16 protein-coding genes and 1 riboswitch are annotated in these 19,323 nt (G+C 58.5%); of the genes, 8 read left to right on the top strand and 8 right to left on the bottom strand.

Annotated elements, in window-relative coordinates; genetic code table 11:
• Positions 1-140: 140 nt before the first annotated feature.
• Positions 141-452 (bottom strand): hypothetical protein, encoded by a 312-nt coding sequence (locus tag AAY81_RS10480; protein ID WP_156501510.1) that lies wholly within the window; start codon positions 450-452, stop codon positions 141-143.
• Between the two features lie 60 nt (positions 453-512).
• Between AAY81_RS10480 and AAY81_RS10475 the strand changes: the two genes are divergently transcribed.
• Complete coding sequence (locus tag AAY81_RS10475; RefSeq protein WP_156501509.1) at positions 513-728, top strand: hypothetical protein; 216 nt, start codon at positions 513-515, stop codon at positions 726-728.
• Between the two features lie 203 nt (positions 729-931).
• Here the strand turns inward: AAY81_RS10475 and AAY81_RS08510 are convergent, their stop codons facing one another.
• From AAY81_RS08510 to AAY81_RS08500, 3 genes are all read right to left on the bottom strand, one after another.
• The gene (locus tag AAY81_RS08510) at positions 932-1,912 is read right to left on the bottom strand and encodes an Abi family protein (RefSeq protein WP_082867945.1); all 981 of its coding nucleotides are present in this window, start codon (positions 1,910-1,912) and stop codon (positions 932-934) included.
• Positions 1,913-2,026: 114 nt separating this feature from the next.
• Entirely contained in the window at positions 2,027-3,031 is a 1,005-nt protein-coding gene (locus tag AAY81_RS08505; protein ID WP_169815808.1) for a Fic family protein, read from the bottom strand.
• A gap of 430 nt (positions 3,032-3,461) precedes the next feature.
• On the bottom strand, positions 3,462-5,183 hold the full coding sequence (locus AAY81_RS08500) for an FAD-dependent oxidoreductase (RefSeq protein ID WP_066663959.1): 1,722 nt from the start codon (positions 5,181-5,183) through the stop codon (positions 3,462-3,464).
• Positions 5,184-5,400: 217 nt separating this feature from the next.
• Here AAY81_RS08500 and AAY81_RS08495 point away from each other — a divergent pair, with 217 nt between their 5' ends.
• Positions 5,401-6,864: a helix-turn-helix transcriptional regulator gene (locus AAY81_RS08495; protein ID WP_066665163.1), complete on the top strand. Its 1,464-nt coding sequence runs from the start codon at positions 5,401-5,403 to the stop codon at positions 6,862-6,864.
• A gap of 14 nt (positions 6,865-6,878) precedes the next feature.
• Here AAY81_RS08495 and AAY81_RS08490 read toward each other — a convergent pair whose 3' ends face one another.
• Together AAY81_RS08490 and AAY81_RS08485 are read right to left on the bottom strand one after the other, a co-directional pair.
• Complete coding sequence (locus tag AAY81_RS08490; protein ID WP_066663957.1) at positions 6,879-7,493, bottom strand: iron-sulfur cluster assembly scaffold protein; 615 nt, start codon at positions 7,491-7,493, stop codon at positions 6,879-6,881.
• Between the two features lie 13 nt (positions 7,494-7,506).
• On the bottom strand, positions 7,507-8,283 hold the full coding sequence (locus AAY81_RS08485; RefSeq protein WP_066663948.1) for a hypothetical protein: 777 nt from the start codon (positions 8,281-8,283) through the stop codon (positions 7,507-7,509).
• Positions 8,284-8,491: 208 nt separating this feature from the next.
• Between AAY81_RS08485 and AAY81_RS08480 the strand changes: the two genes are divergently transcribed.
• Positions 8,492-10,063 carry a response regulator transcription factor gene (locus tag AAY81_RS08480; RefSeq protein WP_066663946.1) on the top strand — a complete coding sequence of 524 codons (1,572 nt, stop codon included), beginning with the start codon at positions 8,492-8,494 and terminating at the stop codon, positions 10,061-10,063.
• Positions 10,064-10,149: 86 nt separating this feature from the next.
• On the opposite strand, the gene AAY81_RS08475 is transcribed toward AAY81_RS08480, so the two are convergent.
• Positions 10,150-12,267 carry an aldehyde ferredoxin oxidoreductase gene (locus AAY81_RS08475; RefSeq protein WP_066663943.1) on the bottom strand — a complete coding sequence of 706 codons (2,118 nt, stop codon included), beginning with the start codon at positions 12,265-12,267 and terminating at the stop codon, positions 10,150-10,152.
• A 310-nt stretch (positions 12,268-12,577) separates the two neighbouring features.
• Between AAY81_RS08475 and AAY81_RS08470 the strand changes: the two genes are divergently transcribed.
• The 5 genes from AAY81_RS08470 to AAY81_RS08450 all read left to right on the top strand — a co-directional run bounded on the left by AAY81_RS08470 (position 12,578) and on the right by AAY81_RS08450 (position 17,643).
• Positions 12,578-13,294, top strand: coding sequence for a 4Fe-4S binding protein (locus tag AAY81_RS08470; protein WP_066663940.1), 717 nt, complete (start codon positions 12,578-12,580; stop codon positions 13,292-13,294).
• Between the two features lie 24 nt (positions 13,295-13,318).
• A complete protein-coding gene (locus tag AAY81_RS08465) occupies positions 13,319-15,493 on the top strand; it encodes a molybdopterin-containing oxidoreductase family protein (protein WP_066663936.1) in 2,175 nt (724 codons plus the stop codon).
• Positions 15,493-16,032 carry a 4Fe-4S dicluster domain-containing protein gene (locus AAY81_RS08460; RefSeq protein WP_066663933.1) on the top strand — a complete coding sequence of 180 codons (540 nt, stop codon included), beginning with the start codon at positions 15,493-15,495 and terminating at the stop codon, positions 16,030-16,032. The genes AAY81_RS08465 and AAY81_RS08460 overlap by 1 nt, the downstream gene beginning before the upstream one ends.
• Before the next feature lie 6 nt (positions 16,033-16,038).
• Complete coding sequence (gene nrfD / locus AAY81_RS08455) at positions 16,039-16,917, top strand: NrfD/PsrC family molybdoenzyme membrane anchor subunit (RefSeq protein WP_066663930.1); 879 nt, start codon at positions 16,039-16,041, stop codon at positions 16,915-16,917.
• Positions 16,918-17,109: 192 nt separating this feature from the next.
• Positions 17,110-17,643 carry a flavin reductase family protein gene (locus AAY81_RS08450; RefSeq protein ID WP_066663928.1) on the top strand — a complete coding sequence of 178 codons (534 nt, stop codon included), beginning with the start codon at positions 17,110-17,112 and terminating at the stop codon, positions 17,641-17,643.
• Between the two features lie 163 nt (positions 17,644-17,806).
• On the opposite strand, the gene AAY81_RS08445 is transcribed toward AAY81_RS08450, so the two are convergent.
• On the bottom strand, positions 17,807-18,940 hold the full coding sequence (locus tag AAY81_RS08445; RefSeq protein WP_082867942.1) for a zinc ribbon domain-containing protein: 1,134 nt from the start codon (positions 18,938-18,940) through the stop codon (positions 17,807-17,809).
• 118 nt (positions 18,941-19,058) lie between these two features.
• A riboswitch (FMN riboswitch) is annotated at positions 19,059-19,192 on the top strand.
• Positions 19,193-19,323 lie beyond the last annotated feature (131 nt).

Raw genomic sequence — 19,323 nt, 5'->3', positions numbered from 1 at the left:
TGCGGGTTGGATGGGGTGCCAATGCGTCAAGTTGATGAGTAGGTGACTAAGCGTTTGGGTTCGCTGCATTTAGCAAGGCGTTGTAAGCTTGATTGCTTCCGAATTGGTCGCATAAGATGGGTGTGATTATCGGCTCGCCCTTATAAGTGATGAGTGCGCCTTGCGAGTAAGCGTCCCATCCCCATTTTCTCTACGAGCGTTTTGTGTTCGCGTTTGGTGATATAGCCGTCCTGCATCGCGTTATATGCTGCTTGCGCTAGACGCTCTGGTGTCATTTTGCCTATGCAGGATTGGATGGCGGCAGTTGCTGTCTGAGAAGCGATGCTGTCATAGATAGTCGTGGTTTGGTTGGGCGTATGCACCATGACGATGTTGGAGGAAAGCTTTTTCCGGACTCGTTTTGGCGTCGCGACGTAGATGAGGCTTGGGTCCGTGGGTGCGAGGTCGAGCATTGCGATGACGGATTCGCCGTAGATGTAAGCTTCGGGGCCAATGAGATTAGCCGCGAGCGCATGAGCGTGTTGGCTCCGGGTGGCACTGCGCACCCCAAAACGGCCGCGGCCGACCTGCTGTGCGTGACCGATGCCAAGCCTGCAGACGCGCGCAAGGCGGTCATCTACCAGGTTGTTCTAACGCTTTGGGATGTGTTGCTGCTGGGCCTGCTAGCCCTTTCCGCAGCGAACGTGCTTTCCGGATCGTTCAACCCGTTTATCTACTTCCAGTTTTAGGTGGGGTTGCTTGCGGGAATGAAAGACGTGCGTGGCAAATCGTCAGCTTTTCTGCGGGGTTTCGCTCGTTAGCTACTTGCGCTTGAAAAAATTAAGGGGTTTCCCCTTGCGGAGACCCCCCTTTATAAAACGGCAAGCCGTTTTGCATCGTGGGCATAGTTTAGCCCTTTGGTTCGTTGCATTCAACTAAATTAGTGCGAAATTCATCTATTCTGAGGGTACCAGGCGTTGATGAGTTTGGAGATGAAATCAAATGCAGATGAGACCTGGTAATTGCCTTCGTAGTAGTTAATGTGCTTGTTCATTCTTGCTGCGAAAGTATGAAGGTGAGCCGCCCTGTTTGCTTTAACTCCCGGCGAAACTACTATGCTGTGAGTGTGTAGGGTTGTAGCTATTTCTTGCATTCGATCGTTTTTGAGTTTGGATGTTCGTTGCTCTTTTCCGATGCTGTTGATTTTGCTGATTGCATTCGAAACGGTTTTCTGGGGGTAGTGCATGGGTTTGCCGCTAGCTAGTTCGTTTAGGATGCAGTTGTTGTGGGCACAGGCATTTCGAATGCTTCTTACGCTTTGAAGGGCGTAGAACCGCTTGCGCATTTCTTTGTCGTTGAATTGGGTAGCGCAATGCTGATGAAAGTAAACGAATGAGCCAAAAGTCAGCAATTCGAGGAAAGCCCAAACAGGGAAATCGTAATTGGGGTATTTATCGACAATGCCTTTGATGTAGGGGCTTTTTCTGCATTGCTCGAGCTCCCTTTTGATTCTCGTAAAGCTCTGCTCGTCCTCTTTAAGAAATGATGCGACGATTTCGTAACCGTCTTCGCCCTCTGTTTCAATCCTCTGAAGCAGCCTTACCTTTGCGAAATGCTCGATATCGAGCGTCATGGGGAGCATCTCGTAACGAAGAAGCATGTCAACGATGGATAAATCGATGAGCATTTTGAAGTCGAGGTTAGCGTATTCTCCCTTGCGAGGTCCCGCGTCTACTTTTGGGAACCCGGTTCGGTATGACCGCAGCCTGAAGTAATTACTGTTCTTAGATAGGTATTCGATTGCCTCGTTTTCGGAAATAAGGTTGAACCGAACGCCTTTGCTTTTCAGGTGTTCGACTTGCTCTTGGGGGTTAAGCCAGGGCTTGATATGTTTGGGGTCACTCGTCATGAGTGGATTATATTCAATTTCCATAAGATATTGTTTTGAAATGTATCTATATGGCTAAATGCGATTTTTTGTGAAAGAGAACTGGTTTGACTTTTGTCGTAGCGCTGAAGCGGATGGCGGTTTGGCGCAAAGAGGAGACTATCTAGCTTTCGCTCTCCGCAGCCCCTTCGCGCTCGAAGCCTCCTCGATAATCTCGATGAGTTCGAGCGCTTGGTAGAATGCGCCACGCCGTGCGTTGCCCATCTTGGATAGGATGCCGTAGTCGCAAGCCTTGGCGATAAGGTCGCGTGCTGCCCTGTCGGAGATGCCGAGCCGCTTGGCGACGTATGCTGTATTGACCACGGGCTGCTCTACGAGCAGCGCGGGCAGTTCGTAGATTTTCGCCCCCTTGCGCTCGATAAACGACTCGTTCCATGCATTAAGTAAGGCATCGAATTGCGCGGACATCTTCGCCCCAAGCGCAATGGCGAGTTCCACTGCGTCGAGTAGCTGTTCGACGATTGGTTCGATGTGGCCATCGTGGTATGCATCAAGCGCAGCCATGTATGCGTCGACGTTGCTCAGGAGCCCTGCCGAAAGCGGGATGGTGGTGCAACGAAGCACATCATCCCAGGCGAGCATTGCATGTAGCAGCGCGCGCCCCGTGCGCCCGTTGCCGTCGGTGAAGGGATGAACGGTTTCGAATTGTGCATGGAAAATGGCAGCTTTTACCAGGGGTGATATGTCTGCTTTAGCGCTAAAGGCCACGAGGTCGTCTAAATACGACGAAATGCGGCTGTGATGGGGCGGAACGAAAACGGCCCCGTGCGGACTGTAAAAGCCGCCCCCAATCCATACCTGTTCGGTTCTGATGCCGGCTGCCGCGTCGGTGCCTTCCACAAGGGTGTCGTGTATGCGTGTGATGAGCGGAGCGTCGATGGCTCTTTCGTGTGCAAGGGCCTCGTGCATGGCCGCAATGTTTGCTGCGATGAGCTGTGCATTCTGGGATGTCTTGTCGCTGAGTTCCGCTAGCGCCACGTTGCGCGCGCTCGAGGTGAGGCGCTCGATCTGGGAGCTCGAGGACGATTCGCTTCGGAGCATGAGCGCGGGCAGGTTGTAAGCGCGATTAGCTTGCTCTTGGTCGTATCGCGCTATGGATGCCATGAGCTCTTCCGCGCGTCGGCTTAGTTCGGAATTAAGGGTAACGCTGAGTTCGACAATATGCGCAGGTAGTGCAGCTTCGTAGGTGCCCTGTATCTTTCGACGTTGCGTCTTTGATGCATAGGCGAGCGCATCGTCGTCACGATGCCATGGAAGGGTTTCGTATACGACTTGTGGCCACATGATTCCTCGCTAACGCCGATTCCGTTCCTTTCAGTATATCTTTACGGAAGCGAAACGCAATTCACTTCCGTTAATGCAACCCTTACGGAAGTGAAACGCACTCCACTTCCGTAAGGGTGTCGAAACGGAAGTGAGTTGCGTGCATAGGCCGATACTTCCTGGCCCAATCGTCGCGCTGTTGCGCTTTGGTTGGCGCTGGAGGCTGGGTTGGGGCGCCCGTGCGGTAGGCGCCCCACGCATGCCGTATGCTTTAGAGCGCTGCGGCCATCTTGCCTGCGTAGCGTCCGAAGGTGGCGCTCCTGCCTGCGTTGATGCCGACAGCCAGGTTGGGATAGACGCCGCCGTAGAAGCCGCCCTGGTCGTTGCCTACGACGTATACGCCCTCAATGGGCTGGCCGTTCTTGCCGTAGGGCTGAAGGTTAGTGTTCACCTTGATGCCGTCGGTGGTGCACAGGCTGAAGCCGCACGACTTCACGGTTGCGTAGAACGGTGGAGTGCGCAGCTCGCTCAGGCGGAAGGCTTCCTTGCCGAAATCGGGGTCGTGTTGGTTGTCGTAGTTCTCGTTTTGGCGCGCGCAGGTGGCAAGGAACGCGTCCTTGTCGCTAACCTGCAGCTTGTCTGCCAATTCTTCGAGCGTCTCCGCCTTCACGATATAGCCTGCGTCGACGAAGCTTTCCATCTCCGGTTCGATCCAGTCGTCCATCATGGTGGGGTAGGCATCGTGGTCGGCTCCTTCTCGATAGCAAATCGTGGAGCATCCCACCGTGTGGAAGCGGTAGACGTCGTCCTTCCAATTGCCGTCCCAGACCTGATGCCAGTAGCGATCGCCTACGGGACGATTGGCCGAGGTCTTCATGACGTACTCGTAGGGCTCGCTTTCGTTGTGGAAGCGATGGCCTGCGCTATCGACGCGCAGGAACGGCTGCGAGCTGAAGAAGAAGTAGCCGTACGAGTCACTGTGCACGTTGTAGGGGTCGCCCTCGTGCTGGTCGGCGGTAAGCAGGCAGCGATTGAACACGACGCCGGAAGGCACGGAGTCCATGCGGCATCCCAGCCAGAGCAGAGCCTTGATGCCATCACCCGTGCAGTTGGGGAAAGCGTCGAATGTGCCGTGGCTCTGGTATTCCTCGGTATGCAGGGCCTTGTACATGTCTTTGTTATACGCGTAACCGCCAGTGCCCACGATGACGGCCTTGGAGGCGTTGATGCGGATGTAGCCCTTGTTGCTCTTTGCGTATAGTCCTACGACCTTGTTTTCGCCGTCGGTGATGAGGCACTGCATGGCGGTGTTGAACATCGTCGCGCATCCCTCGAACGATTCGATGTATTCGTTCATGATGGCTGCCACATCGCTTTCGCGCGAGGGGTATTCGCCGTTCGTGCCATGCCCGACGGGCCATTCCTTGTAGCGCGTGCCGTCGGGCATATTCCATTCGAGCTGCACTTCCATGTCATGCGCACGCAGCAGATTGGTGTACCAATCGATGGCCTCGCCCGATTTTTCGGCCCACATCTTGATGAGCCGAGTATCGGCGCGGCCTTGCGCATAGCCGGACATGTCATTGACGATTTCTTGCACGTCAATACTGATGCCTTGCTCGCGTTGCGCAGTGGTGTCGACGGCGCCCAGCGACGAAGAGCGAACGCTGTTGCCCGAGCCACCCTTTTCGATGAGGAGCGTTTTCGCTCCGCTTTCTGCGGCAGATGCTGCGGCAAAGTAGCCCGACGTGCCTGCGCCTACGACAACGACTTCGTAATCGAGCGTTTGCGCGCAATCGGCGTCGGTGATGGCAGGTGCTTCGCCGAGCCAATCGGCGGTATCGGTGGCCGTTTGAGCGGCTTCGGCTTCTTGCGGCTTGCTGCCGTACGATTTCGGTGCGCAGCCTGTCGATGCTCCCAAAACGGCCGCTGCTCCTACGGTCGTGAGGCCCGTGAGAAACGATCGGCGTGAAAGATGTGCTTCGCGAGTCATGTGTTGCCTTTCCCTCCAATGGTTGCGGATGGAGGTATCGTGCAGCGGTCCCTTGCGCTTGTAATCACCTGAAATTCGTGTTTGTCGTGGCGTTTTGCCTGATATCACGTGGAACAGGTGACGTGTTTTTGCGGGGTTTACGCAAGAATGTGATATGTCGTAGTGGGCCTATATGTGGTTTTGGCCGCGCGACGATGCGCGTTGGGAGGTTGTGGGAATGCGCTGGAAGGCTGTGAAGCCCCACTATTGGGGCATTGGATTTATATGGATGTGGGTGTACGCCACCTACTCCACATCGGCGGTGTACGGCGCCAGGTTAGGTTCGGGGATCAATGCCGATTCATCGTGGCTTGCTTCGTCCATTGCCGTCGTGGTGACCCTGTTCTTGATGGGTCTTGCGTGGCGGAAGCGCAATGGGCGCAAAGCTTCGCGGGCGCTTTTGGCCATCTCGGGCATTTCCTCTGCCGCAGGTACGGCGCTTTCTGTCGTGACGGTGCAAGGCTCCAAGGTGCTTGTCCTATCTGCGATTGCCGGTTCACTTTCCGGCGTCGGCACGGGCATGCTGCTTGTGCTATGGCTCGCGTTCTATTGCCGCATTCCCATTGCGGAAGCCGAACGCTTTATCTGCCTGAGCGGGGCCCTGCCCTTGCTGGGAACGCTTGTGTTCCCCTATCTGTCGGGCGTCGTTGGCGTAGTGGCCGCTGCCTCGCTGCCGTTGTTATCGGCGCTTTGCCTTTTCGTTGCGGAATCTGGGGCGACGGGAGGGTCGTCGCCCGAACGTGCGCCTCAGCGTACTGGTGGCATGGGAGTCCAGCTTGGGTCCTTCCTGCGCATGATGTTCGTGGTTGCCGTTTTCTACTTTGTGGGTGGATGCATCGAGGCGATGCGTGATTCTTCCGGGGCAATGTTTGACGTTCTGGGCTTCGACGTCGTTTCTTTCATCGGGGCCGGTTTTGGCATTGCCCTGGTGGTCGCCTTTTCGCGTTTCTCGATGAGCATTACGTTCCGTGAGCTCTTTCGCTGGCTCATACCTCTTATCGTGCTCTCGCTCGCCCTGTTTCCCTGGATCGAGCTCGTGCCCATGTTTTTGCATGCAGCGATTCTGAATGTGGCCGATACCGCCATGCAGGCGTTGTCGCTCATGTGCTTCGTGTGGCTGGTCCGAAAACGTGTGTTGAACGTGTACTTCGCGGCGGGCCTCTGCCAGGGGGTGATCCAGCTGGGCGTTTTGATGGGCAATATTGCGGGCTTGCTGGTGTTCCCCCTTGTCTTGGATGGTAGCTTGAGCGTGTTTGTGCTGGTGCTATCGCTCATCTGCCTAGTAGTTGCCTCTCAGTCGCTGCTTCCCGAATTCGAATCCATCCTCGACTCCGGTATGCTTCCCGCTGTTGTAAGCGTTGCTGAGGATGGCACAGGGGGTGGCGCTGCGGAAACGGGCCGGGCTGCAGCGGAGGACCCCATTGACGTGCGTTGCCGTGAGCTTGCCGGTGCGTATGGCCTCTCTGCTCGCGAGCTTGAAGTGCTGGGCTATTTGGCGCGTGGCCGATCGCAGCCGTACATTCGCGATAAGCTCGTTTTGTCCAGGAATACGGTTGCCACGCATGTGAAGCACGTGTACACCAAACTTGGGGTTCATTCCAAGCAGGAACTCATTGATTTGGTTGATGCGCGCGTAGGGTAGGGCGCCTTTGACTGCTAGCTGCGTACGCTGGCTGCGCCGGCTTGCTCGGCAAGAAGGTCGTAGCGCAGGTCGCGCAGACTGCAATGTTCGCAGAGCAGGCAGGTAATGCCACCCATGTCGCAGGGCGTAAGCGTGTCGAGCGCATCGAGTTCCCCTTGGGCGATAAGCCAGTCGCCAATCATGGCGTGGCATGCCTCCATGGCGAATATGGGAGTGTCGCGTTTGTCCGAGGGCACGCCGTCAAGCGCTCGCACGATGTCGTTGTCGCAGATGGCAAGCGCGTCTTCGATCGATTTGCCCTCGATCATCCGGCAGAGCATGCTAGCAGAGGCCGTGATGGCGATGCAGCCGCGGCTGCGGAAGCCGGCGCGCTCGATGATGCGCGTTTCGGGGTTGATGGTGCCAAATATCTGGCAGGCGACTTCTCCGCGCTTGCTCTTGCCAGCCATGCCGCGCGCGTTGCAGCCTTCGGGTATGCCGCTGTTCGTGAAGTCCGCCACTACGGAAAGCAGCTTGTCGGAATAGCCTCGCACGCCGTTCTCCATGTGCGTCTGGTAGACGTCTGCCGTGCGGATGACACGGCGATCTTCGATCTCCTTGTATATGTTACGTACCTCGTCGGAAGGCATGTCGTCCTCGTTTCTACGGGTTTGCCAGGCGCTCTACCGATTCGTACTCGGCAAGCGATTGCGCGTATCGGGGCGAAAGGTAGTCGGTGGAAAAGAAGTAGACGTCGCCGTTGCTCGCCTCGCAGCTTTCAATGTCGGGAAACTTTCCCGTTTCCTGCACCGTCTGCCAGCATTGCAGCACTTCGTCTTCGGTCATGCGGAACGGTGGGTTCAAAAGCGAGCGATACACCATGGGGCGCGGATAGACGCGCGAGTCCTCGCGCACCACGGAAACGAAGGTTTGAACTTTGTCGTCTTCCTGCGCAAGGAATGCCCAGTTTGCGTACGCGTCAGTCATGTAAGCGTTCGAGTAGAAGTACGTTGTGCTCTTGCCCTCAAGAACGCAGATGTCCGCGCAGGGAATCGCGGGTAGCGCTGCAAGCGCTTCGTCGAGCGATGCAGGTTGCTCGCTCGATGCGCTCGCCGGTATGGCTTCCTCTTCGTCCGATGACGTTTCGGTAGCGGCCTCAGCTTCGTTTGTGGGCTCGATCTGTTCGGCTCCGCTGGTGGCGCCGCAATCGTGTTCACTGGATGATGCGTGGAATTTGGCCAACGCATCCCTTACGGCGTCGGTGAATGCCTCGACGTCCATCCATGCGGGAGCCATGCCCGTTGCGTTCCAGCGCTCGGGGGTAACGAGGGCGCTGTCGCATGACTGGCTGCGGATGTTCTCGAGTGCCGCGCCAAGGGCGGCATGCAGCTCTTCTGCTTGCTGTTTGTAGTTGGGCGCTTCGGCGCTTTGCGTTTCCATGGGCCTCCTCCTTGGGCCCTCATTATGAGAAGCGGGCCCATTTTCCCGTACCCTATAAGGGGGTAAATCTAAAAACGGCGTTATAACCTGGTTAAATCTTCCGTCTCCTATAAGAGGAGAAATTGGGAATGTCCTAGGCTTAGGGTAGAGTGGGTATGGCTCGTCGCGAGGAGGAGCGACGGTGAGCCATGGTTTTTGAGGGAGGGTTATGAATAACGAAGAGGGCGCGCGTAAGGCGGGCGTCTTTTCGGGGGTGCGTGAGGCCGTGCGTGTGTATGCGCCCTTGATTCCTACGATTATCGGTCTTGTATGCGCACGCGACTGTCTGATTGTCGGAAGCTACGGAAGCTATGTTGAAACCGACCAGGGTCTCTTCACCGATGGCGCCACGCTCGTGTCGCTTATTCCGGCGTTCATCGTTGCGGCATGGTTGTGGCTGGGTAATGTTCGGTTCACGAAGCGCCAGGTCAACATCATCGGACATGCGCTCATTGGGCTGCAGGCGCTTGTACTTGTGCTATTGAGCGCGCTCGAGCATACCCCCGGGGTGTCGGTAGATGTGCTGCTCGTGATGCATGCTGCCAATGAATTCCTGGGTTACATGAACATTGGCTATTGGCTGCGACGAGTGCGGGGCTGCAGCACGAGTACGGCCGTCGTTGTTGCCATGGGTGCGCTTGCCATCAGCGAAGTGGTGCTGCTCGTATTCGCGTTTCTGCCCGATCCGGTCGACAACGTGTGCTCGCCGCTCTTGGCTGCGCTCCAGGTTCCCCTTATTCGCGCTGCGCGTAAGCGCAAGAAAGCATTCGAGATAGAGAGCCCCACGCTGCGTAGCGATTACTTCGGCTTTATGGAGGACAACGTTTCCAGTAGCAAGTTTCTTATGGTAACGGGCCTGGGCATTGCGTTCTTGTCGGTGGTTATTGGCCTTTTGCGTGGGTACCCTGCAGGCGAGGGCATTGCCTTGGGGCCCGTGCATCGCGTTGCGTATGCCGTAATTGTTATCACCTTACGCATGAGTATCGTAGTTGCCGTGCTGCGTGGACGCACGCGCGTCATGACGGTGGGCATTTGGCAAATCATGCAGGCGCTAGGCTGCTTGGCCATCGTTGCGTACGCGCTGCTGCCGGATGACATGGGCGTGGGCGCATGCTTGAGCACGTCGACGAACGCCCTGATGGTGGTGTTCGACGGGTACGTCATCATTGCGTTTATGAGCTATGGCTATCGCGATCCGTGGTACTACATGCTCAGCGGGTTCGCCGTGTTTTTGGCGCCGCGCGCTCTTGCTCGCATGGCCGAAGGCGGTTTGGCCGTTTTGGGCGTTGATCCCGTTCAGATTATGGCGATCATGGGCGTTGCGATGGTGATTTCCGCCCAGTTTATTTTGGGCCAGCTCATCTTGGTGTACATGGATGGGCGAAACGCTGCGCACGGCGGCGAAGGCGCCGATACCAGCCACGAAGTCGTAACGTCTAACCATCCCGTGATCAAGAACCTCATGGGTCTGGATGAGGGTGTCGAGCCTACGTCGCGCGAAGACGCCATGCGCATGGCCATGGAAGAAGGCGTGCATGAGCTGGGTCAACAGTTCCTGCTCACCGAGCGCGAGGAGGAAGTGCTCGTGCAGTACGCCTTGGGAAAGACCCAGCAGCGCGTGGCCGAGGAGCTCTTCATTAGTCCTGGCACTGTGCATGCGCACATCAAGAGGATCTACGGCAAGACGGGCTTGCATTCACGCCAGGACGTCTTGGATTACCTAAGGGAATACGCCCGCTAGATTCGGGTCATCATCACATGAAGAAGGGCTCGCGAGAGGGAGGATCTCGCGAGCCCTATTAGTTTGGCTGTTGTAGCGCCGTGTGCCTACATGAGGCCTTCGGCCTGCAGGTCTGCCTTGATGTCGCTCATGCCATGCGCATCCAGGTAGGCGGCGGTGGGGCAGCCCTTCTGCTCGTCCCACGAGAAGCGCGCGTAGAACATGCTCAGCGCCTTCTGCCAGTCTTCCCAGTCCAGCTTTACGGTACCTTCGCTGAATGCGGGGATGTCGGGGTCTTGCGTGAAGGTCCACTTGGTTGCAACGTCATGCACGTTGCGGAAGTCGTCGGTGTGCATGCCACGCATGGTGTTGCAGCGCTGCAGCGTGGTGATCTTCTCGCCGATTTCGTACAGTTCCTCGGTGGTGACGTCCTGGCCGGTGACCGCCTTGAAGAACTTTGCCTCCAGGTCCAAATCGCCGCGGTAGTCGCGCGCCTTCGTGGGGCTGCACGTCATGGGCCATACCCAGTTGCACAGCGTCAGGCTGTCGTGCAGTACGTCGGTAACCACGCTCCACCAGGCGAAATTCGCCTTATGCTCGTTCATGGGCGTGTAATTCTTCGGCGGGTCGATGGCATCTTCGCCGCCCCATACCTCGGCTGCGATGGCCTTCTTCAGGTCGAGCGGCAGGCCGCTGCCCTGGAAGTTCACGGCGGAATGAATCATGTCGTCGCGGTTGAACACCATGTTGTACAGCATGCCCACCTGGCCGAAGCATTCGGCGGCATGATGCACGGGCCAGCCACGGTAGTTGATCATGGTCGACGCCTTGTTGTCGAACCATTCCATGTCGTCCCAGCGCTCGCACCAGACGATGTCGCCGTGGGCGACGTAGGCCATTTCGTTGTCGTTCTGGGCGATGTGGCGCAGAATCTGCACGCAGACGCTCGGGTCGGCGTTTTCCGGGGTGAGCTTGCTCCAGTCGAACATGTTGTATTCTTCCGCGGGCAGCACGCGCTTGAAGATGCCTTCCTTGATGCAGTGCGCAATGTCGCGGTGCAGGCTTGCGTAATTGCACCAGAGGCCCAGGTCGTCCATGGTGGTGCCGATGGCTGCGTTGAAGGTGACGTATTCGTCGGGCATTTCCTTTTGGCTGATGCCCGTCTTCAGGATGGTTTCCGCGTAGCGCCACGGGAAGTTTGCGGCGCACGTGTTGCCCGAGGTCTCGAATGCGCCCGCTTCGCCCGACCCCTCTACGCGAAGGTCGCTATAGCAGTGAATCGGGCAGCTGTGGCAGCCGTTCATCTTGATGGTGTACGCGGATGCCGCGGGGCCCAGGTCCTTGGTGGACTTCATGCAGCGGTAGCCTACCGTGTTTAGCTCGCCAGGTTTCGGTTCGCCGGTTTCGATGGGGCCGCCTTCGGCGAGCTCCCAGTTCAGGCCCTTTGCGGCCGTCCAACGGGAATCGGCGTCGTAGAATTCGGCCCATTCCTGCTGCGTGCTGGGCACGACGTGGTTGTTGTTCGAACCGATGATCTCGCGCAGCATGTAGTCGGAAAGCTCGGCCACTGCCTTGGGGTCGGCTACGTAGATGGGCTTGTCGCCCTCGATGACCAGGGCCTTCAGCTTCTTGGAGCCCATGACTGCGCCCGTGCCTGCGCCTGCGGAATGATTACGGGAGTTGATGATGCAGGAATAGGGGAGCAGGTTTTCGCCTGCCTGGCCAATGGCGGCTACGCACGTGCGCGTGCCTTCTAGACGGCTGAGCATTTCCGTGGTGGCGCGGGTGCCCTGGCCCCAAACGGCCGCCGCGCTCTTGATCTTTACGTCGTCGTTGTGGATGGCCAGGTATACGGGCTTGTCGCTGGCGCCTTCCACGATGATGGCGTCATAGCCGGCCATCTTCATCTTCGCGCCCAGCATGCCACCGCAGTGTGCGTCGACGACCAGGTGGTCGGTGGTGTACGTGGAAAGGCTGCAGATGGTGGTGCGCCCTGCCAGGGGTACGCCGGTTGCCGTGAGCGGCCCCACGGCGAAAATGATCTTATTCTCGGGGTCGAATGGTTCGGTGCCGGCGGGCACTTCGTCGTACATGATTTTGTTCGCGAGGCCCATGCCGCCGATGTAGGCCTTGTAGGGTTCGGTGGGTTCGGTGGTGATGCGTCCGGTGGTCAGATTCACGCGGAGCATCTTTCCGGTCCAGCCGAATGACTTCTCGTCTGCCATGTATCTCTCCAAATCCTCTGTGGGTGTTCACGTTGCGGGGTGGCCCAGGGAAAGATGGATGGCGATGCGCTCGACTCGTCTGATAAGTCGAATGCCTGCACTGTATCCCCTGTGGGAAACGTTCCGTACCCTCTTGTGGGGTAAAACGAGAAACGATTTCGAGTGCGTGGGTTTTACCCCACAAGAGGGGAAGGGTAGCGTGCGGCGGCTGGGATAGTGGTCGCGTTGCGAAGGTGGAAGACGAGGGAGCGCGAATGCGGGAGCGCATTCGCAAGCGATGCTTTTCTGACAACAAGGAGGAGTAACGCGTATGTCAGACGTACAGCAGAAGAACGATGCTGCCGTACGGGGAGCGGAGGAAGCCGCTGCCCCTGCGAAGAGGATTACCCGCCGCGACGTGTTGACCATGTGCGGCTGCGGCGTCGCCGGACTTATCGTTGGTGGCGTGGTTGCCAAATGGGGCGCTACGGAAAAGGCCATCGCCGCCGGTCGTATCGAAATTTCGACGACGCCGCAGAAATTCATCGTCACCGATCGTGGACGATGCAGTGGCTGTCAGCGCTGCGAGATGATGTGCTCGCTGCGCAATGATGGCTGGGTGAGCCAGCAGACCGCACGCGTGCGCGTGTGGGAGAGCTACAACTTTGGCTCATCGCCCGACACGCTTGACGGCATCTACGACAATTGCCAGTTCACCATCAAGAGCTGCAAGCAATGCAGCGACCCGGCATGCGTGGACAATTGCCCCGTGCATGCGATTTCCGCCGATCCGGAAACGGGTGCGCGCGTGGTGAACGAGGACATATGCATTGGCTGTGGCATGTGCCACGAGGCCTGCCCCTGGAACATGCCGCAGGTTTCCAGCGAAACCGGCAAGTCCACGAAATGCATTTCGTGCGGCCGCTGTGCCGAGCAGTGCCCCAATGGCGCTATCAAGTTCATCGACTGGCAGGACATCTATCAGGAATGCATCGAAGCCGGAATCATCAACACGGCCGACATCGCCGGCGCGCTCGTCCGTCCGTAAATGTGCACGTGGAAGGATGAGACGATGCAAGATACAACGATAACCCGCAGGGGTTTTCTGGCGACGGCGGCGGGCGCCGCAGTTGCCACCGCTGCGGTTGGCGCCTCGCGTTCCGCATGGGACCAGGCGTTTGGCGTGAATTACCATTCGGATGAAGACGTTCGCGAAGTGCACTCGACGTGCTATGGCTGCGGCGCGAATTGTGGGTTCACCGCATATGTAAACAAGGGCAAGCTGGGTAAGGTCATCGGCGATGCCGAGAATCCCTCTGCCGCTGGCAAGTTGTGCGCTATCGGCTATGCGTACCCGCGCGTGGCGGAGGGCGAAGACCGACTGGTGGAGCCGCTGAAGCGGAATGCCCAGGGTGGGTTCGACCCCATTACCTGGGACCAGGCGTTCGGCGAGATCGCCGCGCGCATTGGCGGCATGGAGCCGCAGGAGCTGGCCTTCATTGGCGACGGCAGGCCCACGAGCTCGTTTTATGGCAAGCGCCTTATGTGGGCTTTGGGAAGCGCGAATGTCTATACCGACGATGCCGCCCATTCCCTTTCGCGCAAGGCGGGCACCTATGCCGCCATTGGGGCGGAAGGCTATACGCCTGATGTGGAACATTCCCAGATGACGCTGCTCGTGTGCGATGGCGCTTTGGATGGTATGCGGCCGGCGCATATTGCCGCCCTGGAAACCGCACGTCAGAACGGCGCGCGCATCGTCATGGCGGGTCCCGTACAGTCGGGAGATACGCGTTTTGCCAGTGAATGGCTTGGCATCAAGCCCGGTTCGCAGCTTGCGCTCGTGCTCGCGCTTTCGGCCGAGCTGCTGCGAGATGGGTACGACAAGGCGTTCGTCGATGCCCAGGGCGCTGGGTTCGACGAGTATCGCGCTGCCGTTTCCTCGTATGGCGCGAAGTGGGCGGAAGGCGTTACGGGCCTGCCCGAGGATAGCATCGAGCGCTTGGCTGCGGAGCTGCGCAATGCCGCGCCGGCGTGCTCGGTGTCGCTTGGCTTTCGCGAGGGAAACGGCGCGTTGTACGGCAACTCGGGCGAGCTTGCTCGTGCGACGGCGCTGCTGAACGCACTGCTTGGCTGCTACAACCAGAAGGGCGGCGCGCTTGTTGACGTATGCGTTCGCCCTGGTGAACTGGATGGCATTGAAGCCGTCGCAGCGCCAAACGCGCAGCGTGTGGGCGATGTCGACTACCCGTTGGCTGCGCAGGTGGGCGGTTCGTCCGCCGTTGCCCTGAAGGCTGCGCACGAGGGTGCGCTGCATGGCGTCATCTTCTGCGAAACCGATTATGCTGCCGACGCTTCGAGCCCTTCGTATGTTCGTTCCGCCATCGAAGGGTGCGACCTTTCGGTGTACGTGGGTACCGAGCTCTGCGAAACGGCACAGGCGTGCCAGTACGTGCTGCCCGATGTGAGCTATCTAGAGCGCGCGGATTTGCCATCGTTCGTGGATGGTCCCGTCCCCAGCGTGGTCACGCATGGCGCAGCGATTGATGTGCTGCATGCCGGAACGAAGCCCCTGGACGAGATTTTTGGCGGGCTGGCCAAAGCGTGTGGCGTGGGCGATGCGTTCGATTTCAGCTTGGAAGACGTTGCGCGCGCCCAGCTGGAAAGCGTGGGCGTAAGCTACGACGGCGCCGCAAGCGTGGGCACCGTTTCGCTCGCAGAAGATGCCGTGACGTATGGCGAACTGCCCGTGTGGGGCACTCCCAGCGGCAAGATCGAATTCGCAAGCGATACGTGCAAGGCGGCGGACCTGTCGGCATCGCCCATGTGGGTCGAGCCGACGCACGTCCTGGCCGACGGCCAGCTTGCGCTGGCTTCGGGCGCTTTGCCCGTGAATGCCGGTGGGCTTGCTGCAGACGACGATGCCATTGCCATGCTTATTTCCAAGTACGATCTGTCGCGCGTGTGGCTGAACGAGGCCGATGCGAAGCGCTTGGGTATTGCCGATGGCGATACTGTGACCTTGGCGAACCAATCTGATCTTACAGCGCGCGTGCGCGTGACGAACCGCGTTGTTCCTGGTGCAGTGTTCGTTCCCGAAGGGTTCGGCCGTACGAGCTCCGGTGAGGCCCATGCAAAGGGCGTGGGCGTGAACGTCGCCGATTTGGTTCCCTTTGCCGTGGAAGCCGCGTATGGCTCCGGCATGGTGCGTGACGCCGTGCTTACCGTTCAGAAAGCAGGTGCGTAATGACCCGTTTAGGAATGCTTATCGATACTACTAAGTGCGTGGGCTGCTATTCATGCGTTACTGCATGTCAGCGTCAGAATGGCCTGGAGCCAACAGAGCAGTTCATTCGCTTCGAGGAAGCCGAGGAGGGTGCCTACCCTTCGGTGGAATGGGAAACGATTCCTCTGCAGTGCATGCATTGCGAAGACGCTCCTTGTGCAAGCGTGTGCCCTACGGGTGCAACGCACATTACCGAAAGCGGTATCGTTGCCGTCGACCAGGGCCGTTGCATTGGCTGCAAGTATTGCATGGCGGCGTGCCCCTATCAGATTCGCCAGGTGAACGAGGAGACGGGCACGGTGGACAAGTGCCGCTTCTGCACCGCTTCCGCTTCCGATGGCACGACGATGTGCAGCTGCGTGGAGGCCTGCCTTACGGGCGCGCGCATCTTCGGCGACCTTGACGACCCGAATAGCGAGCTTTCGCGGGCCATCGCCGAAACGGGCGCCCAGCCCATCGCTGGCGATTTGACCAAGGCCAAGATTTATTACGTGAGGTGATAGAAGATGCAATTTGAACCTGTATGGGGCATTCCCATCGCGCTCTACCTGTTTCTGGCCGGCCTGGGTGGCGGTGCGTTCATCACCTCGGCATTCGTGGCGTGGAAGCATCCGCATGCCGTAACCACGCGTCGCATCGGGCATTTCATCGCCCCCGTGGTGGTGGCCATTGGCCTGGTGCTGCTCATGGTCGACGCGAAGGGCGGCCTGCTGAATCCGTGGCGCTTCGCGCTGCTTATCCACAATGTGGGGTCGGTAATGACCTGGGGCGTCTACTTCCTTGCCGTTTTCGAGGTCATCGCTCTGGTCGTTGCGTTTCTCGAGATTCGCAAGATCGACATTCCGCGCTGGCTCGACCTGGTGGGCGTCGTGTTCGCCGTTTGCGTGGGCGCCTACACGGGCTGTTTGCTGGGTGTGGTGAAGACGTATCCGCTATGGAACAATGCGATCCTTCCCGTGCTGTTCCTGGTATCGGCGGTTTCCACGGGCGCTGCCGCAGTGGTGCTGGGCTCGCTGATCAAGGCTCCCCAGGAAGCCGAATCGCTGCCCGCGCTGAAGCGCGCCCATTATTGGCTGCCTATCGTGGAGCTGGTGCTGGTGGTGGCAATGCTGTTCATCGTGAATTCTTCCGGCGATACGGCTCATGCCACGGTATCGAACCTGGTAGCTGGCTCGTTCGCGCCTGCGTTCTGGATTGCGTTCGTGCTTGCGGGCCTGGTGTTGCCGGCGATCATCGAAACCTTCGAGCTGTTCGTGAACACGGGTGCCCCCTCTCGCACCCTGGGCATGGGCAGCGAGGCTGGCGTGCTCATCGGTGGCTTTGCGTTGCGTGCGCTCATCGTGCTCGCTGCGCTTCCCGCCACCATCGTGGTCTCCTTTGCCTAATTCGCTAGGCGCCTCCCTTGGGTGAGCGCCTGTTCCTCCCAAATGCGCGCGGACGCTCCCTACGTCCGCGCGCATTTTTCGTTTCTGCGTGGCGTGTTGTGTGGCAAACGTTTTTTGGCGGGTGGGACGTTTATACTAAACGGCGGAATATCTGCATGCGCCCTTATGGGCGCAGTTGAATAGGAGGCCCGTATGGCTCGTACGCTTGATTTTCCCGGCTATGCCAGCGATGTGATTCGCGCGTTCTTCAACGGCGGCGTATTGCTAACCACCAAGGCCGATGACGTGGTGAATAGCATGACCATCGGCTGGGGTTCCATTGGCATGGAATGGAACAAGCCCATTTTCACGGCGTACATTCGCGAGGGTCGTCATACGGTAAGCCTGCTCGAAAAGAATCCCGAGTTCACCATTAGCGTTCCGAAGGGCCCCGCCGCCAAGGAAATCCTGAACATCTGCGGTTCGCGTTCGGGTCGTGACGTGAACAAGATCGAGGAATCTGGCATGCAGCTGGTCGAGCCGCGCGTTATCAGCGTGCCTGCCGTGGCGCAGCTGCCGCTTACGCTGGAATGCCGCGTGCTCTACACGCAGGCGCAGGAAATCGACCGCATGCTTCCCGACGAGCAGAAGTGGTATCCGCAGGACAAGCCCAGCACGTTTGTGGGTGCGAACAAGGACACGCATATCGCCTACTACGCTGAGATCGTCGACGCGTATTTGCTGTAGCGTCTGCGCTGCATGGTGCGTCGGGTTTTGGCGTAACCGTCGTACCGCGTATGGTGCGTCAGGTTTTGGCGTAACTGCTGCAATGACACAACAAACCGGGCTGCCCGCATGTGCTGGCAGCCCGGTTTTCGTTTGTGCGTACAGCGCGTTGTTTCTGTTTGGCCTAGTGTGCGACCGTGAGGTCGCCCGGGGTCAAGCTCACCATGATTTCCGAGGCGATGTCCATTTCGTCGGTATTGTCCGACTGCAGGGGGAAGTCGATATCGACTTCAACGATGGAGCCGGTTCCCACGTAGGCAGCGTATACGTATTCCTTCGTGCTGTCGTACTGATAGAGCATCCAGAGGTTGTCGATATTTTGGGTGCTGGCGCTGGTCGATCCGTTCCACCAGCCTTCTTCCAGCTGACTGCCATCCATGCCATCGGTGTTGTTGAAGCCGAACACCTTCACGGTCATGTTGTACTGGGAGTTGAAGTACGTGGCGCCGTCTCCGTTGGCTGACTCGCTCAGCAGCGTGAAGCCGGCGGGCAGGGTGCAGCTGTACCCATAGCGGGTGTTGGAGTAGTTGATGGCCGACGAGCTGGAGCTAGAGCCCGACGAGCCACTGCCGGAAGAGCCGGAATTGCCCGAACTACCGGAATTGCCCGAGTTCGAGGAGCCGGAGTTGGATGAGCCCGAGTTCGAGGAGTTTCCCGAATCCTTGTTGTCGCTCGAGCTGCCGGAGTTGGTGCTTGGCTGGGTGCTCGTGACGGCGCTTTGCGTGGCGCTCGTCGCGGCCAGGTTCGTAAGGCTGCTCATTATGCTGGTGACGAAGAATATCGATGCAGCGACGTAAACCGCAAACAGAACGGTGACGACGACCTTGACCGCCTTTTCCCATTTGCATGTCTTCATCCACATGAGGATGAGGCCCACGGGCCAGAAGAAGATGAGGAAGAGAATGATGACCCAGGTCTTGCCGTACCAGGGTTCCGTAGCCGCGGGTGGGACGGTTCCCGGAGGCGTGTAGCCTGGCGTTGGGGTGGTTGGCGTACCAGCTGCGTTTGCCTGACTGGCGGCGCCCACGGGAGGTATGACGGCGGTGGGCTCCACGGGCGCAGTGGCAGGTGTCGAGGTTTCTAGGGGCTGTCCGTATTGGGGAGTTTGCCCTGTTTGCGGGCTTGCTTCTGGTGTCTCGAGCGGCTTGCCGCACGAGGGGCAGAACTTCGATCCGTCGGCAACGGATGCGTTGCAGTGCGGGCAGAACATGATGACTCCCTTCCCCCTAAAGGCCATGCCGCGGGCGAGTGACGCCATCAAACGGCACCTTAACGCCCCCAATTATCGCACGTTCGTAATGGTCTCTCAAGAATCCTATTGCAAACGAAAATAGGTCTTGCGCGGCATGGGGCGCTTGGCCTATAGTGCTCCCAAGATATCTGTTCAGGGAGAGGTGAAATTCCTCACTGGCGGTAAGGGGCGCAAGCCCTAAGTCCGCGACCCGCGCAAGCGGCTGATCTGGTGAGAATCCAGGACCAACGGTTACAGTCCGGATGGAAGAACGGAAACTGAAGCGCGATGTATGTCGTGCTGTACATGCCGTAGTGGCATGTCTTTCGGTTGCTACGCCCGTCAGGTTTCTGGCGGGCGTTTTTCATGCCCGCTTACCTGCGCGAATACGCGTGTGGGCGGTATGGCGG

The organism is Denitrobacterium detoxificans (assembly GCF_001643775.1).
In the GTDB taxonomy this organism is placed as follows: Bacteria; Actinomycetota; Coriobacteriia; order Coriobacteriales; family Eggerthellaceae; genus Denitrobacterium; species Denitrobacterium detoxificans.
Note: the sequence above shows the minus strand (reverse complement) of the source record. Positions and strands in the feature narration are given on the sequence as shown.